Raw genomic sequence first — 15,147 nt, 5'->3', positions numbered from 1 at the left:
CTTCCTCATGCCCAGGAGGCACCCATGACCGACCTCGACCTGACCGCGCTCGAGCACGAGCAGCCCGACGACCCCGACCTGGCCGAGCAGGAAGCGGAGGCGGTCCCCGTCACCGATGCACCCGACCCCGCCGGCGAGATCGCCGCGGCCTACGCGGAGGAGTCCTGACATGGCGATCGCCGCCAGCACTGCAGCGTCCCGTGCGCTCGCCCGCGGGAAGTCCTTCCTCGGCTACCGCGAAACCCCCGCCCGCTCGAACCGCACCCGCTTCGGGAAGCAGTACGGGTGGGACGGGGTCGCCTGGTGCGTCATCTTCGTCTGGTGCATCCTGCAAGACACCGGCACCTCCGGCGGCGTCATCAAGACCGCCTCCACCGGTGCCATGGAGCGGTGGGCGAAGACCGTCGGCCGGACCGTCACGACGCCGCGCGCCGGCGACCTGATCATCCTGCGCAACAGCAAGGGCGCGACGATCCACACCGAGTTCGTCTACTCCTACAGCGGCGGGCGACTCCTCGGCCTCGGCGGCAACACGTCCGGCGGCGCGGGATCGGTCGCCGACGGCGGAACCGTCGCGATCAACGACCGGACGTCCCTGTGGAAGCGGGGCCGGATCCGCTTCGTGCGCCCCTTCTACGGCGTCACCACCGACGACGTCCGCACCGCCCAGAAGGCCGCAGGGATCACCGCCACCGGGACCATCGACGCGGCGACCGTCGCCGGCGTGAAGCTCCTGCAGACCGCCGCCGGGCTCACCGCCGACGGGTTCCCCGGCCCGACGACCATGTCCGCCCTCGCGCTCGGCACCGGGGGTGGCGGGGCGTCCGTCGCGAAGCCGGTCACGTCCTCGAAGCTCGCCGTGGACGGTGTCTTCGGTGTCGCGTCGGCGAAGGCGCTCGAGGGACGGCTCGGCCTTAAGCAGGACGGCGTCCTTGACGCCGCTGACATCAAGGCCTGGCAGCGCCACGAGGGCACGTTCGTGGACGGTGTGATCGACGGGCAGGTGAAGGCGATCGACACGGCCTTCCCCGCGATCAAGGACTCCGTGATCAAGCGCGGCGGCGGCGGATCCAACCTCCTCCGCGCCGTGCAGCGGAACCTCTCCGTGAAGCCGGTCGACGGGTACGGCGGCGCAGACCTCGCCAAGGCCATGCAGCGCGCGATCAACACCAACCCCGGCGCATTCAAGAAGCGGGGGTGACGTCATGCTCTCCTCCCCGTACCCCGTGCCGAACCTGCGCATCTGGCGGACGGCGATGATCCTCGGCTGGCTGTGCGGGGCCGCGGCCGGCGTGTGGGTCCTCGTCGACCCGCCGAAGTCCTACCAGGGCATCGGTCTGACCCTCACGATCATGTGGGGGATCATGCTCGCCCTCGGCTCCGCAGCGACCGCTCTCGCCCACGCGATCCGCTCCTACCAGATCGAGATCCCCGGCCTGATCCTCGCGCTCGGGGGGATCGTCGTCTACGACTACCTGTCCTGGCAGGCCACCTTCGGAGACTCACCCGGGTCCGGGCCCCGGGCGCTGCTCCTCGCACTCCTCGCGTTCCTGGTCGTCGGCCGGATCCGCATGCTGCTCTACATCGACCGTGAAGCCAGGAAGCTGGTCGACCTCCGGGAGGCGGTTGGATGAACAGCGACGCGGTCGGATTCATCCTCGCGCTCTTCACCGGTGGCTCCGTCGCGGGGATCATCACCGCAGTCTCCTCGCGTCGGAAGGGGATCCGGGATGCCGATGTCGCGGAGGAGTCCACCGCCGTGCAAGGGCTCAAGGAGCTCACCGCCGAGCTGCGGGCCGAGCTGAACCGCCTCAAGGACGACCGGGAGAAGGACCTCGCCCGCATCGAGAAGATCGAGAAGGAGATCTCCGTCGAGCGGGACCTGCGGTGGCTCGCCATCTCCCACATCCGCGACATGTACGCGTGGATCTCCGAGCACGTGCCCGGCGTAACCGTCATCCCCGTCCCCAGCGCCCTCGCGCCCTACGTCCACGTCTCCCGAAAGGACCCCTCATGAACTCCCCCCGTGCCGTCACCCCCACCCGTGAGCCCGTGCTGACGACCGCCGGGGTCACCGCCGCGGCCGCCGCAGTGGTCGCCCTCGTCGTCGCATTCGGCGTCGACCTGACCCCTGCCCAGACCGAGGCGATCCTCGGCGTCGTCGCCGTGATCGCACCGCTGGTCGTGATCATCGCCCGCCGCTGGGTCACCCCATCTGCGGACGTCGTCGAGCAGCGCACCGGTGGCGAGGTCGTCGCCGGCGCGGGCCACGACACCATCCCGGAGGGCGAGGTCATCCGTGTCGTCCACGACTGACGCTCTCGTCCACGAGTGCCCCCGCTGCTCGGCGAGGTTCTCGTCCTACTGGGCGGCCGAGGAGTGCCGCCGCGAGGACGACCTCGCCGACCGTGATGCCCGACGCAGATGAGAGTCGAGCTGAGACGTCTCTGCCTCGTGCATCGGAGGGCCTGCCCAACTCGAGTGCAAGAAATTGCAATGCTTCGATCCCGGTGTGAATCCAAGCGGCTCAGGTCACAAATCCCAACCTGACACTTGGCAGCCGACCTGACAGTATTCATCGTTGTGGGTGCGCTCTCACGGGACTGAACTGGTTCATCTCGGGGTCCCTTGAGCAGTCATGCAGTCGGCGGCATGTTCTGTCGGAATGAACCAGTTCACACCTTTGTCCGCTTTGTGGGCGGCTACTCGTCCTCTAGGTAGTTTCCCGCTCATGGACAGCAACGACCAGACCCCGCTAATCAGCCGACGGACGCTCGCTCGCGGTGCCGCGTGGACCGCTCCGACCGTCATCGCCGCAACCGCAGCCCCCGCGATCGCGGCATCGCCCGTCAGCTGCCCCACCATGCCCATTGGGGCTAGCTGGGTACGCACCGCGAGCGGCACCGTGAACACGGCACCGGCATCATGGAGCGGTTCGCGACTGCAGGTTCTCACCGACGCCAATCGCTCCACGGGGACCTCGGCGATCACGTTCACGACAACGGTGCCTGTGCAACAGGGGTACACCTACGGCATCTCGTTCACCCTACAGACCGCCAAGGGGTACATGAACCCGAGCTCCAGTTGCACAACGGTCCCGACCCAGTTCCGCGCCACGGCGACCACGGGGTCCAGCACGGTCACGCTCGCGAATGCTACGACGGCCACAGGCAACCCGAGCGGACTCACCTCCGTCGCGCCTCCGGTCAACTGCACCACCGGTATCGGCAACGGCGTCTCCCAGTTCGGATCGGACGGGACCGTCGGAACGACGAAGGTGATCACCAGCAGCTTCACAGCCACCACGACAGGCAGCATGACCCTGACAATGGTGTTCTCCCTCCCCGCGACAACGTCGGGCAACAACGACGACTGGCGTGTCACCCCGGCATTCACCACCTGCTCCCGCTGAGCCGGATTGCGGCGAGGGCTGACGCCGGCCTCATCTGGCAGTGCCGCCGGTGCGGGTCCATGTGGGCCTCCGCCGCGGCGCGCCGGGAGGGCGAGCTCGAGGACTACCTCGCCGACCGCGACGCGCGGCGGAGATGATGCTGGGGTCTGATGACCGCGACCCTGCAGGATGACGAACCGGGCGCAGCTCGACGGCATCATGGTCGACATGCAGTTGATCATGATCATCGGATGCGCCGTCGCCGCGCTCGGGCTCATCCTCCTCGCGGTCTCCACGCGTTGGGTGAAGTCCTGGGGCAACCAGTACGCCACTACCAGTGTCGCCACCTCGTGCGCCGGCTGGGCCCTCCTCGTGCTCGGACTGGGATTGATCCTCGGCCCGGCGTACTTGTCCGGTCAGATCGGGTGACAGCGAAGCGCCCCCACTCTCCTACGGGAGGGCGGGGGCGCTTTTGCGTGTCAGCCGTCGGTACGCGTTGTTCGGACCTCGTCTGCCAGAGTCCGAACGGACTGAGCGAGCAACTTCACCGCTGCAGCTAGGTCCTTTGTGTGCCGGTCAGTGTTGCCCATGGTCGCCTGATCGGCGAGACCACGCGCCTTCCGAACGTCCCGCTGGACCTGCTCAAGTGCATCATCGACCACCACGTTGCCCCCTGTCCGATGCCGGCACAGGATGCGCCGACGCATGGGCCGATCTTACCGACCACCCTCCGCGTTTTCAGCCGACTCCATCCGTTGCACCCAGTCCGCGTGCAAGTCGCACACCATGATCGGCTGCTCGCCGTCGTCGAGGCGCAGCGAGAGGACCATCGGCACCGTCCCGGGGGCGGTGCAGTCGAAGAGGTCGCAGACGTCCATGGCTGGACGATACGCCGCGGTGCGCGGCGCGAGCAGTGGCTCGGCCTTGTGGGCGCTGCGGCTCAGGGGCGCTTGGTGGCTCCGTGTTGGAGCAGGAGGTGCAGGAGCAGCTGCTCCGCGCTCGCGGCCTCGAGTTCCGGGTCCTGTGCGGCCCACTGCCGGATGGGGATGCTCGATCGCGGGGAGCGCACGGTGAGCAGGGTGCCATCCGCGAGCCACAGCCATAGCGTGGGGATGCTCATGGGGAAGATCCTGTGGAGCTGCACCGCCAGAGGGAGGAGCGGGGCGCGCACGAGCCGGCGTCCGGTGTCGGCGTCGTAGACGTCCAGCCACCCGTCGGCGATGAAGAGGGTTCCCTCGGTGCTTCGTCCGTGGAGTGAGGTGTCGTCGTCGAGGAGATCGACTCTGCGGTCGGCGTCGAAGTGCCGGAAGTGTGCGGCGAACCGTGCAGGTGGTGCCCCGGGTGTGCCTGGGAGGTCGCCCTCGGCAGACTGGTCGGGTGTGACAGAGTGCGCCATGATTCGGATATTACTGGCACCTGTCGTTCGCTGGTACTGCTTGTGGCTAGGGTCGGATCGACGTAAGTTGGTCAGCGGCTGACCCGGTGATTGAAACCCCCTGGATCATCCTTGCTGGGTGCCCCCGTCCTCTCCTCCGGGAGGATGGGGGCGCTTTCGTTTCGCCCGGCGGACAGGACCTGCTGCCATGCCCGCAGCGACCGCCAAGAATGAACTCCCGTAGCGCCAATACGCGTGAAACCATCAAGACATGAGCACCGGACGCAAGATTGAGGTCGACGGCGAGACGTTCATCGTCACCCGTCGAGGCAGAGGTGCGTACGACTACGAGTGGCTCAGTGGGCCCAATCCCGGGTACGGCTTCTCGACCGTTGGCCATTCGGCCGCCGATCTCGTCGAGGGAGATCATCGCGACGGTGTCCGCGACTTCCTGGCCGAGATCGATCCCGCGACCGGCTACCTTCGAGATACGTGAATCTGAGCAGACCCTAGACCTACGTATACCCGGAAATGCGTCTCGCATCGCCGTGTCGGCACAGACCGCCACGACGAATGCTGACAACGCGCGGGCTCTCGCACAGGCCGCTCTCGAGCGCGCCGAGCCCGCCCACCGCGCCGACGGCTAAGACCCCCACCAACGTGAAGCGCCCCCATCTCCTTCGGGAGGTGGGGGGCGCAACTTCTTTTCTCACGAACGAACAGCTCCTGCTCGATCGACTGACCGACTCATCCAGACTCGATCAATGCGCAGGACTGGGGGCATCCGAACTCACGGTCCGGCCCTCACCATTCCCGCTTGCCGTACGGGGGGGAGCTTCCAACTCGACCAGAACCCGGCCGCGCTACAACCCAGATAGCTGACACGACCAGGATCGACACCACCGCTAGAGCAAGTCCCACCCAGACTAGGTACTCGAAGATCGTCCCTTCCTGACCAGCATCTCTGAGGTATCCACTGGCCATCGCAGACACAAGAGCGAGGGTCACACCAGCCGCGAGACCCATGCCTCCAACAACAGACGAAGCAATCCGAAAAACTCTCATCCTGACACCTACTCCCAAATTCTAGGTCTCAACTGGGGTTACACCCGGCGGCCACCGTGGCCGGGAAACTGACCTGAGGCCGCCAAGCCTCGATATTCCAGGTCTTCTTCACACGTGCCGCCTCGCTCTGTGGATGGCAGACGTACTGATTCTTGAGGCTCTGACTACCCTTCCCGACACCTTCCGCCCTTGCCTCTTTCCAGCCTGCCCCGGCGTGGACCAGGGAGGGCGCAACCCTTCCGGCAGTCGTCGGAGCGATCAAGTAGCGCGGCTTGCCCTTCTCGCTCGAGACAGTGACTTTCGCGATGAGCCCTGTGCTAGCGAGCGCCACGATGGGCGTGGAATCTGACTGGCTAGGCACAGTTGCTGTCGCGGAGTCACCGTCGATCATCCAAGACCCGTCCGCCTGGTCAACACCGTCCCCCGTTGAGGGAGCTGTCGCGGCGAATACGAGATCGTCGTTCGCGTCGAGCGCATACACGCCACCATCGAGGCCCTGGTATGCGGTCACTCCCGCCCCCAGGGTTACAGAGATGGTGTTGTCTGGCGACTCCCACTTCTCTTCATCTTCTGACTGCGCGAGATTATCGTCAGCTCCCGATAGCTCGAAGGCACCCCCGGCACCTCTCGGCGCAGTAGGTTCGGCGCGCGCCGCGCCGGCACCCCCGTAGACCAATGCTGCCACCATCACTGCCGTCGCCAGCTTCATTGCGCGAACGTTTCCCATGCCCCCCCTTGGCGTGTGCTGCGTCACAGTAGCAGTGGGCCTGGCTCGAGCACCACCGGGTCCCTCACGGCAAGGTTCGGTGCGCGCCGCAAACGCTCCCCGCGCGCCAACCCGGCATGCAGAGCGCCCTCATGTCGGGCAGCACAGCATGGATGCTTTACGGAGCGCCGTTGCCGCCGTCCGGGTGGACCTTTTGCCACGCCCGCAGCCACTCTGGCGCGAGCCGCTTCGAGTCCGTCTGCAGTTTCGCCGCGTGCAGGTCGACGTGAGCCAGCAGCCAGCCGAACGCCCGGGGCCGCACCTCGTCCGTCCGTCCCACCCACTCCTCGGACCGGAGCACCAGCTCGTGGCCGCCCGTGCTCACGCGCACCGAGTACGCCGGCAGGGAGCCGTCCAGATCCGAGTGCGTCCACTCCACCTCCGGCCCGTCCGCCGTGATCCCGTACCGGATCACCAGGCCCGCCACGTGCTGCTGCACCGCCTGATGGGTCAGGTACACCTCGTGGCCGGTCATGGGCCTATGTTGGGGGAGGGGACCGACAGTCGGTAGGCTCTCCTTTCGGTGCGACCCTCGAGGGTCATGTGCCCATTCCGTGCCCAAGTCGCCGAGGTCCCGCCTCGACGCGCGGCGGGAAGTGGCTCTGACCTGCAGGGATGTGCCGTCCGCTGGAGTGGCGCAACGGTAGCGCACCTGTCTTGTAAACAGGTGGTTGCGGGTTCGATTCCCGTCTCCAGCTCGAGAGAGAGTCCCCCTGCCCGTGATGCGGGCAGGGGGACTCTCTGCGTCATGGGGACGGTTCAGGCCTCGACGGGGACCTGGTCCCCGGCATGTCGCCGCACCGTGTCGCGGATCTGCTCGGCGTAGCGGTAGATGTCGTCGAGGTCCTCGATCAGGTGCCGGGTCTCCACCTTGTTCTCGTCGAACAGGCCCAGGTGCTTGCGGGACTTCCCGTTGAACCACAGGCGGGCGATGGACTTGCGGTTGTTGTCATCCAGCATGATCGCGAAGTAGGTCTTCGAGTCCCGGTGGGTGATGCGCTGGGGCTTCACGTCGCTGCAGGCGATCGCCTTGATGATCTGGTATCCGGCGAGCTCCTGCTCGGTGGTGACGACGTCGGCGGGGCCGGTCGCCTCCTCGGCGGTCGACGCGCCGATCTCGGCCACCGCCTCCGGTGCCGATGCACCAGTGACGAGCGGCGCGGGCTCCGCCTCCCCGAGCGCCGACTTGAGACGGGCGTTCACCTGCTCCTTGAGGAACTGCTTCATCGCCTTCGAGGTCAGCTCGGTGAACTGGCGGATGTTCTCCGCCGTGCCCCGACGGTCGGAGACGCGTCCCATAAGCATCTTGACGAGCTCGGGTGCCGGCTCGCGGAACTCGTCCGCGATCTCGCGCCGGAGGGCGCCCACGTACTTCAGCTCCTCGGCGGAGCTGATCACGGAGTCGAGGTTGAAGGTCCCCTTCGTGAGCTTGCGCAGCTCGGGGAGGATCGTCTCGTCGATGTCGGCCAGGTCGAGCACGAGGAACGGTCGGTCGTCCATCATGTTGGGCTTGTCGAGGTCCGTGTAGAAGTTGAACACCTGCCCGTTGGTCAGCACGCCGATCCGGGCGTTGGTGACCGAGAAGTACCGGAACAGCTGCGAGGCGTGCTTGATGTGCAGAGGGTCCCCGATGCGCTTGCACTCGATGAGGATCTGGACCTCGCCGTCCTTCATGATCGCGTAGTCGACCTTCTCGCCCCGCTTGGTGCCGTGGTCGGCCGTGAACTCCGGGACCACCTCCAGCGGGTTGAAGACGTCATATCCCAGGACGCGGGAGATGAACGGCATGATGAAGGCGTTCTTGGTCGCCTCCTCCGTCTCGATCGACGGTCCCTGGCTGATGATCTTGCTCGCGATATCCGCGATGGCCTCGTCGAAGTCCACCGTGCTTCCCTTCCTCATCGCTCGACGGGCGAGATGCCCGATTAATGAGGAGTGTGGCAGGAGGGTCGGACATCTGTCCGATACTTCGCAAGAACGGCATGAGGGCGGACGTGTGCCGCGAGGTCCGTCCTGGCGACGCCCCGCCGCTCCGGCTCGTCCTGTTCGTCAGATCTCCAAGGGACGGAACCCGCTCTGCCCGGCGTAGTCCTGGCGGCGCATCTCGAGCGCCGCCTCGATCTGACCCGGGGCGTCGTCGCCGAGGACGAGGCGCAGCGGGCGCTGATCCACCCGGTCCAGGTGCGCCACGATCCCCTCCGCGATCGCCTCGGGGGAGGTGCCGCCGCCGGTCGCGCCCGGCTCGCTCGGCCAGGGGACCTCGGCGGTGCCGAGGGTCTGCGCGCGCAGCTCGTCGTACTCCGGGCGGGGTGCGCTGAACGCCATCCCCGCTGTCGCCCATGCCGTGTCCATCGCGCCGATCTCCGCGATCGTGACGCCGATGCCCCACGGGGCGACCTCCGCCGCGAGCGCCCCGCTGAATCCCTCGAGGCCCCATTTCGCGGCGTTGTAGAGGCCGAGGAACGGCATCGACCCCACGGCGCCGACGCTGGAGATCTGCACGATCTCCCCGCGACCGCGCTCGCGCATGCCGGGGATCACTGCCCGGGAGAGCCACAGCGGGGCGAGCAGGTCGACGTCGAGGATCGCGCGCGCCTCCGCCTCGTCGACCTCCTCGATCGCGCCCACGAGCCCGTAGCCGGCGTTGTTCACGAGCACGTCGACGCCCTCGCCGAGCCCCTCGGCCTCGGCGACGACGCGGCGGCAGGATCCCGGATCGGCCGGGTCGAGCGTCAGGACGCTCAGGTGCGGATCGGTGAGCGGCAGGGAACCGCTGCGGGAGGTCGCGACGACGCGGTCGCCGTCCGCGAGCGCCCGGCGCACGAGGGCGAGGCCGAGCCCGCCGCTCGCGCCGGTGATGAGCCAGGTCCGGGAGGTCGTCATGCCGACATCCCACACGAGTCGGAGGCCCGTGTCCTGCTCTTTTCCGATCCGGTCCGGTCCGGTCGCGGGGCCGTGCGGGATCAGAAGGTGTCGTACGAGCCGCGGCTCACCGTGAAGCCCTTCCCGGTCATCACGTTCCAGCAGGTCATGCCGTCGGACTCGCTCGTGCAGGCCACGTCGCCGTTCACGGCGCTCTCCCCGTAGGCGAGGGTCTGCGCGCCGCTGCCGAACTCCTGGGAGCAGTCCGGGGCGGCGTCCTCCCCGGCCACGACGATCGAGAACGGGCCGTCGGCGCAGCCCTCGATGTCGTCGCCGTAGCGGTGCTCCGCCACCGAGCAGCCCACGCTGTCGCCCTCGAGGCTGCAGGTGATGTTGCCGGTGGGGGAGGCGACCGCGTCGAGCTCCTGGGCGGAGTCCGGGGCGGGGGAGACGGGGTCGGCGCTCGGCTCCTCGGCGGCGCTGGACTCCTGCTCCGAGGGCTCCGCGGAGGCGGAGGTCGTGCTGTCGCGGCTGTACGTGTCCTCGCCGTCGCTCAGCCAGGCCCGGCCTGCGAGCAGGCCGACGATCGCGAGGATCAGGGCGAGCAGCAGGCAGCCGCCGCAGGCCCACCAGACGCGGCGGCGGGACCGGCCGTCGCCGTCCGACGGCGGCGGGTTCTGGCCGCTCGTGCCCCACGGGACCGGCCCGGCTGGGGCCGTGGCGGCAGGGCCGGCGGCGGGGGCGGCTGCGGCACCGTCCGACGGCGCACCGCCGGAGTAGCCACCCGCTGCGGCTCCGGCGACGGCCGGGAAGGCGGCCGTGGGGGTGGGCGGCGCGGTCATGGGGGCGGTGTCGGGCTCGGGCCCCGGCGCGGCGGCCCCGGCGGCCGCTCCGGTCGAGGGATCCGGCTGCGCGGGGGACGCGGGGTCGGCCGAGGGGCGGACCACGGTCCACGCATCCGCCTCCGGGGCGTCCTCGGGGTCGGCGGGGTCGGCGGCCGCGGCGGGGGAGCGCATCGGCGCCGGGTCCGCGGAGGGTCGACCCGCACCGGGCGGCAGGGCGACGACCCCGCTGCCCTCGTTGATGCGCACCCCGCTGCTCGCGGGGACCGGCTCGTGCGGCTCGGTGGGCGGGCCGGCGTCCAGCGGCACGGAGGCCTCCGGCGCGGCGGTGATCGGGGCGAGCGAGGTGTCGGGCTCCGCCGCGGGGGCGGCGTCGGTGTCGGACCCGGTCTCGGGTTCCGCAGCGGGGGCGGCGTCGGCGGGCTCGGCGTCGGCCTCGGCGGAGACGGGGGAGCCCGCCTCGGGCGCGGAGCCGGCGCTCTGCTCGAAGGCCTGCTTCGCGGCAGGGTTCGTCGCCAGGATCCACGAGCGCGCGGCCTCCGGGCAGGACGGGTTGGTCACGATGGCGTCGTGCAGCTCGGGATGGCTCTGCGTGAGCTCGAGCAGCCGCTCCGGCGTGGTGCGCGGGTCGCGCGCCTCCTGCTCGGGCGTTCGAGGTGTCGTCACTTCCGTCTCCGATTCCGTCGTCCAGGCCGCAGGCGCGGCCGAGTCCGGGCGAGCACGATACAGGTCCCGTCTCCGGACGCCGGTGAGACGGCGGCGCGGCGGGCCCGAGACGGTCCCTCCACCGGGTCAGATCCCGACCGCGGAGTCGTCGATCACCGGCATCGCCGTGGTCTGGGTCATCGGCTCGCCGTCCTCCCGCAGCGGGCGCACGCGCAGCCAGTAGAAGCCGTGCGAGCCGAGGGTCAGGGTGAGCGTGCCGTCCTCCGCGATCGGCGGGAACTCGTGGCCGCCGAACAGGTCCCGCATGGTGCGCCGCTCGAGCCCGGTGACGTCGAGCGTCGTCGTCACGGGATGCGCCGCCAGGTTGAACACGCACAGCAGGGTCTCGGCGTGCTCGGCGGCGTCCTCGCGATGCTCGGCGCCGTCGTAGCTGCGGGTGAAGGCGAGGACCCGCTCCGAATCCGCGGCGACGGGCCCGTACCCGCCCATGCCGAAGGCCTCGTGGGCGCGGCGCACCGCGAGCATCCCCCGCACGAAGTGCAGCAGCGAGCTCGAGTGCGCCATCTGCGCCTCCACGTTCGCGGTCGCGTAGTGGTAGACGAGGTTCTGCACCACTGGCAGGTACAGCTTGCCGGGGTCCGTGATCTCGCTGAACCCGGCGTTGCGGTCGGGGGTCCACTGCATCGGGGTGCGCACCGCGTCGCGGTCCTCGAGCCAGATGTTGTCCCCCATGCCGATCTCGTCCCCGTAGTAGAGGAACGGCGAGCCGGGCAGCGACAGCAGCAGGGCGTGGATCAGCTCGAGCTCGGCGCGGGAGTTGTCCAGCAGCGGCGCCAGGCGGCGGCGGATGCCCACGTTCGCGCGCATCCGCGAGTCCGGGGCGTACCAGCCGAGCATCGCCGCGCGGTCCTCCGCGGAGACCATCTCGAGGGTCAGCTCGTCGTGGTTGCGCAGGAAGGTGCCCCACTGGGCGCCGCGGGGGATCGACGGGGTCTGCGCCATGATGTCGATGATGTGCCGGGCGGAGCCCTCGCGCAGGGCGTAGAACAGCCGCGGCATCACCGGGAAGTGGAAGCACATGTGGCACTCCGGGGACTCCTCGGAGCCGAAGTACTCGACCACGTCGCTCGGCCACTGGTTCGCCTCGGCGATGATCACGCGGCCCGGCCAGTGCTCGTCGACGAAGCCGCGCAGCTCCGCGAGGAAGGCGTGGGTGGCGGGGAGGTTCTCGCCGTCGGTGCCCTCCTCCTCGTAGAGGTAGGGGATCGCATCCGCGCGGAAGCCGTCGATGCCCTTGTCCAGCCAGAACCGCACGACGTCGAGCATCGCCTGCCGCACGGCGGGGTTCTCGAAGTTCAGGTCGGGCTGGTGGGAGAAGAAGCGGTGCCAGTAGAACTGCCGGCGCACCGGGTCGAAGCTCCAGTTGCTCTCCTCCGTGTCCACGAAGATGATGCGCGCGTCCTGGTACTTCTCGTCGGTGTCCGACCACACGTAGAAGTCGCCGTACGGCCCCTCGGGGTCGGAGCGGGACTCGAGGAACCACGGGTGCTTGTCGCTCGTGTGGTTCATCGGCAGGTCGATGATGACGCGGATCCCCCGGCGGTGCGCCTCGGAGACGAGCCGCTCGAAGTCGGTGATCGACCCGAACTCCGGCAGCACCGCCTCGTAGTCGGAGATGTCGTAGCCACCGTCGCGCAGCGGGGACGCGAAGAAGGGCGGCAGCCACAGGCAGTCGATGCCCAGCCACTGCAGGTAGTCGAGCCGCTCGATGAGCCCGCCGAAGTCGCCCGTGCCGTCCCCGTTGCCGTCCGCGAAGGCGCGCACGAGCACCTCGTAGAACACGGCGCGGCGATACCAGTGGGGGTCGTAGTCGACCCCCGGTCCCTGCGGGGTGAACTGGGCGGAGTTCAGGGGCATCGGTTCCTCCAGGGGGAGTCGTGACCGCCGCGGCGTGCGCGCGGGGGTCGCGGGCGATGGCGACACGGTACTGCGCCGGCGGCCCCCGCCGTAGCATGGGCCCGATCATCCGGGGGACGGGGAGACGCATGAGCGAGCAGTGGGGCCCGCAGGGGCCGACGTCGGCCCAGCAGGGCCATCCGAACGGTCAGGGCCCGCAGGGTCATCAGGGCGGGTACCCGCAGCCGCCCGCGCCCCCGCAGGGCCGCCGCTGGGGGATCTGGATCGCCGTCGGCTGTCTCGCCCTCCTGCTCGTGCTGCTGCTCATCGCGACCATCGGCGGCGTCGTCTACCTCGTGGGCCGCGACGGTCGCGAGGACCCGCCCGCGACGACCAGCGCCCCCGCGACCGTGACCTCCACCGGCACCACCTTCACGCTGACCCATCCCGACACCTGGGCGGAGGGCGAGCGCACACCGGACACCGGCATGGAGCTGAACCTGCGCCGCACCGCCGGCCAGCAGGAGGACGACGACGGCATGCAGCACGGGGACAACGTGACCGTCTACCAGTTCCAGTCGGAGCGGCAGGCCGTCGCCGAGTGCCGCTGGCAGGCCCCGTTCCTGGGGTGGGGCTTCGACGACCACGAGGACGCCGAGGAGCTCGACCGGACGGAGGTGGGCGGCGCCCCGGCCGCGCACCACCGGGTGCACGGCACGTGGGACGGCCAGCCGGTCGTCGCGGAGACCTGGTGCCTGGACGTGGACGGCGGCGTGCTGCAGATCGTCGCGGAGACCTACGGCGCGGAGGAGATCTCCTCCGAGGAGGCCCAGATCGTCTCGAGCCTCGTGGTCACCGCGGGCTGAACGGGCCGGCTCAGTCCTCCTGCCAGCTCCAGTCCTCGAGCAGCTGACGCGCCGCCTCGGGCTGCTCCTGCTCCGTGGCCGGCGCCGACTCCGTGAGCACGGCGATCGCGGCGGTGCCGTCGGCCGCGCAGACCAGATCGGCGCGATAGGCGTCCACGGGCACGGCCTCGAGGGTGCGGCGGTCCGTGGTGCGGCCGTCGAGCGGCGGGGGATCGGCGAGATCGGTGCCGACCTGGGCGAGGCCCTGGGTGAGCGAGCCGGCCTGCAGGGCGTCGCACAGGGCGGAGGGCCCGGTGCCGTCCTGCGAGCGGAGGATCGCGATGCGCTGCGTGGAATCCGCGGACTCGAGGCCGGCGACGAGGGTGAGTCCCGCGCCCGCGGGCGCGCTGCGGGCGCCCCAGCCGGCCGGGGCGACGGTGGTGAAGCTGCCGCCGTCGATCGCGGTCCCCACCGGCTCCTCCCGGGCGATCGCCATGCCCACGCCGACCGCCACCCAGAGCGCGGAGACCACGAGGAAGGCGATCGCGCCGGCCCGCCGTCGCGGATCGTCCCGGAGCGAGCGCAGCAGGGCGCGTGCGCGTCCCGCGCTGCTCGTGCCGCCGCTCATGGTCCCCTCCTCCGTCGGCCCCGCCCCACGCTAGACCGAGAGCGCCCCGTGCCCGCGCGCGTTGTGGACAGCCGGCGGGCAGCGCCGCGGGCGGGCCTCAGCCCCGCTCGACCCGCCAATCCACCGGTGCGGCGCCCTGCTGCTCGAGCAGGGCGTTCACCTGCGAGAACGGCCGGGAGCCGAAGAACCCGCGGGAGGCGGAGAGCGGGCTCGGGTGCGGCGAGGCCACGTGCGGCACGTCCCCCAGCATCGGCACGAGGGACTGCGCGTCGCGGCCCCAGAGCACGGCGACGAGCGGACCGCCGCGCTCCACGAGGGAGCGGATCGCGAGCTCGGTGACCTCCTCCCAGCCGCGGCGGCGGTGCGAGGCAGGCGCCCCGGGCCGCACGGTGAGCACCCGGTTCAGCAGCATCACGCCCTGCTCCTGCCAGGCGGTGAGGTCCCCGTGGGAGGCGGGCGGGATCCCGAGATCGGCCTCAAGCTCCTTGTAGATGTTCACGAGCGAGCGGGGTAGCGGGCGCACGTGCCGCTCGACCGCGAACGAGAGGCCGATCGGGTGCCCCGGGGTGGGGTAGGGGTCCTGGCCGACGATCAGCACGCGCACGTCCGCGAGCGGGGTGGTGAAGGCGCGCAGCACGTCCTCGCCGGCGGGCAGGTAGCCGTGTCCCGCGGCGACCTCCTCGCGGAGGAAGCCGCCGATCCCGTGGATGCGCTCCTCCACGGGGGCGAGGGCGCGGGCCCAGTCCTCGGCGAGGGTCTGCGAGAGGGGTCGGGGAGTGCTCGGCATGGTCCCAGTGTGGCAGGGGCGACA

General features: G+C 69.9%; 19 protein-coding genes and 1 tRNA gene. 10 read left to right on the top strand and 10 right to left on the bottom strand.

Annotated features, from left to right (window positions below):
- The first annotated feature begins 24 nt into the window (after nucleotides 1-24).
- The 7 genes from NLU66_RS16495 (at nucleotide 25) to NLU66_RS16465 (ending at nucleotide 3,820) form a co-directional block, all read left to right on the top strand.
- Nucleotides 25-168 (top strand): hypothetical protein, encoded by a 144-nt coding sequence (locus NLU66_RS16495; protein ID WP_259360683.1) that lies wholly within the window; start codon nucleotides 25-27, stop codon nucleotides 166-168.
- Between the two features lies 1 nt (nucleotide 169).
- Nucleotides 170-1,201, top strand: coding sequence for a peptidoglycan-binding domain-containing protein (locus NLU66_RS16490; RefSeq protein WP_259360682.1), 1,032 nt, complete (start codon nucleotides 170-172; stop codon nucleotides 1,199-1,201).
- Nucleotides 1,202-1,205: 4 nt separating this feature from the next.
- Nucleotides 1,206-1,634: a hypothetical protein gene (locus NLU66_RS16485; protein ID WP_259360681.1), complete on the top strand. Its 429-nt coding sequence runs from the start codon at nucleotides 1,206-1,208 to the stop codon at nucleotides 1,632-1,634.
- On the top strand, nucleotides 1,631-2,017 hold the full coding sequence (locus NLU66_RS16480) for a hypothetical protein (RefSeq protein WP_259360680.1): 387 nt from the start codon (nucleotides 1,631-1,633) through the stop codon (nucleotides 2,015-2,017). The genes NLU66_RS16485 and NLU66_RS16480 overlap by 4 nt, the downstream gene beginning before the upstream one ends.
- Nucleotides 2,014-2,316 (top strand): hypothetical protein, encoded by a 303-nt coding sequence (locus NLU66_RS16475; protein WP_259360679.1) that lies wholly within the window; start codon nucleotides 2,014-2,016, stop codon nucleotides 2,314-2,316. Before NLU66_RS16480 ends, NLU66_RS16475 begins: the two co-directional genes overlap by 4 nt.
- 415 nt (nucleotides 2,317-2,731) lie before the next feature.
- Nucleotides 2,732-3,412 carry a hypothetical protein gene (locus NLU66_RS16470; protein ID WP_259360678.1) on the top strand — a complete coding sequence of 227 codons (681 nt, stop codon included), beginning with the start codon at nucleotides 2,732-2,734 and terminating at the stop codon, nucleotides 3,410-3,412.
- Between the two features lie 168 nt (nucleotides 3,413-3,580).
- Nucleotides 3,581-3,820 (top strand): hypothetical protein, encoded by a 240-nt coding sequence (locus tag NLU66_RS16465; protein WP_259360677.1) that lies wholly within the window; start codon nucleotides 3,581-3,583, stop codon nucleotides 3,818-3,820.
- Between the two features lie 287 nt (nucleotides 3,821-4,107).
- Here the strand turns inward: NLU66_RS16465 and NLU66_RS16460 are convergent, their stop codons facing one another.
- The gene (locus NLU66_RS16460) at nucleotides 4,108-4,269 is read right to left on the bottom strand and encodes a hypothetical protein (RefSeq protein ID WP_259360676.1); all 162 of its coding nucleotides are present in this window, start codon (nucleotides 4,267-4,269) and stop codon (nucleotides 4,108-4,110) included.
- Between the two features lie 62 nt (nucleotides 4,270-4,331).
- Nucleotides 4,332-4,511, bottom strand: coding sequence for a hypothetical protein (locus NLU66_RS16455; protein ID WP_259360675.1), 180 nt, complete (start codon nucleotides 4,509-4,511; stop codon nucleotides 4,332-4,334).
- Between the two features lie 526 nt (nucleotides 4,512-5,037).
- On the opposite strand from NLU66_RS16455, the gene NLU66_RS16450 reads away from it, so the two are divergent.
- Nucleotides 5,038-5,262: a hypothetical protein gene (locus NLU66_RS16450; RefSeq protein ID WP_259360674.1), complete on the top strand. Its 225-nt coding sequence runs from the start codon at nucleotides 5,038-5,040 to the stop codon at nucleotides 5,260-5,262.
- A gap of 597 nt (nucleotides 5,263-5,859) precedes the next feature.
- On the opposite strand, the gene NLU66_RS16445 is transcribed toward NLU66_RS16450, so the two are convergent.
- Both NLU66_RS16445 and NLU66_RS16440 read right to left on the bottom strand, forming a co-directional pair.
- On the bottom strand, nucleotides 5,860-6,540 hold the full coding sequence (locus NLU66_RS16445; RefSeq protein ID WP_259360673.1) for a DUF2599 domain-containing protein: 681 nt from the start codon (nucleotides 6,538-6,540) through the stop codon (nucleotides 5,860-5,862).
- 175 nt (nucleotides 6,541-6,715) lie between these two features.
- Nucleotides 6,716-7,072, bottom strand: a complete 357-nt coding sequence (locus tag NLU66_RS16440; protein ID WP_259360672.1) for a hypothetical protein — start codon at nucleotides 7,070-7,072, stop codon at nucleotides 6,716-6,718.
- A 151-nt stretch (nucleotides 7,073-7,223) separates the two neighbouring features.
- Between NLU66_RS16440 and NLU66_RS16435 the strand changes: the two genes are divergently transcribed.
- Nucleotides 7,224-7,295: transfer RNA gene (locus NLU66_RS16435), tRNA-Thr, on the top strand.
- A gap of 61 nt (nucleotides 7,296-7,356) precedes the next feature.
- On the opposite strand, the gene NLU66_RS16430 is transcribed toward NLU66_RS16435, so the two are convergent.
- From NLU66_RS16430 to treS, 4 genes are all read right to left on the bottom strand, one after another.
- Complete coding sequence (locus tag NLU66_RS16430; RefSeq protein ID WP_259362611.1) at nucleotides 7,357-8,481, bottom strand: type I restriction endonuclease; 1,125 nt, start codon at nucleotides 8,479-8,481, stop codon at nucleotides 7,357-7,359.
- 165 nt (nucleotides 8,482-8,646) lie between these two features.
- Nucleotides 8,647-9,480, bottom strand: coding sequence for an SDR family oxidoreductase (locus tag NLU66_RS16425; protein ID WP_259360671.1), 834 nt, complete (start codon nucleotides 9,478-9,480; stop codon nucleotides 8,647-8,649).
- A gap of 80 nt (nucleotides 9,481-9,560) precedes the next feature.
- The gene (locus NLU66_RS16420; protein WP_259362619.1) at nucleotides 9,561-10,967 is read right to left on the bottom strand and encodes a hypothetical protein; all 1,407 of its coding nucleotides are present in this window, start codon (nucleotides 10,965-10,967) and stop codon (nucleotides 9,561-9,563) included.
- A gap of 126 nt (nucleotides 10,968-11,093) precedes the next feature.
- A complete protein-coding gene (gene treS, locus NLU66_RS16415) occupies nucleotides 11,094-12,884 on the bottom strand; it encodes a maltose alpha-D-glucosyltransferase (RefSeq protein WP_259360670.1) in 1,791 nt (596 codons plus the stop codon).
- A 128-nt stretch (nucleotides 12,885-13,012) separates the two neighbouring features.
- Here treS and NLU66_RS16410 point away from each other — a divergent pair, with 128 nt between their 5' ends.
- Complete coding sequence (locus NLU66_RS16410) at nucleotides 13,013-13,729, top strand: hypothetical protein (RefSeq protein ID WP_259360669.1); 717 nt, start codon at nucleotides 13,013-13,015, stop codon at nucleotides 13,727-13,729.
- 10 nt (nucleotides 13,730-13,739) lie between these two features.
- Here NLU66_RS16410 and NLU66_RS16405 read toward each other — a convergent pair whose 3' ends face one another.
- Entirely contained in the window at nucleotides 13,740-14,336 is a 597-nt protein-coding gene (locus tag NLU66_RS16405; protein WP_259360668.1) for a hypothetical protein, read from the bottom strand.
- A gap of 97 nt (nucleotides 14,337-14,433) precedes the next feature.
- The gene (locus tag NLU66_RS16400; RefSeq protein ID WP_259360667.1) at nucleotides 14,434-15,123 is read right to left on the bottom strand and encodes a uracil-DNA glycosylase; all 690 of its coding nucleotides are present in this window, start codon (nucleotides 15,121-15,123) and stop codon (nucleotides 14,434-14,436) included.
- Between the last annotated feature and the right edge of the window lie 24 nt (nucleotides 15,124-15,147).

The organism is Brachybacterium sp. NBEC-018 (assembly GCF_024860185.1).
GTDB classification, from domain to species: Bacteria; Actinomycetota; Actinomycetes; order Actinomycetales; family Dermabacteraceae; genus Brachybacterium; species Brachybacterium rhamnosum.
The sequence above is the reverse complement of the archived record's forward strand: the minus strand, read 5'-3'. Positions and strand labels throughout refer to the sequence as shown.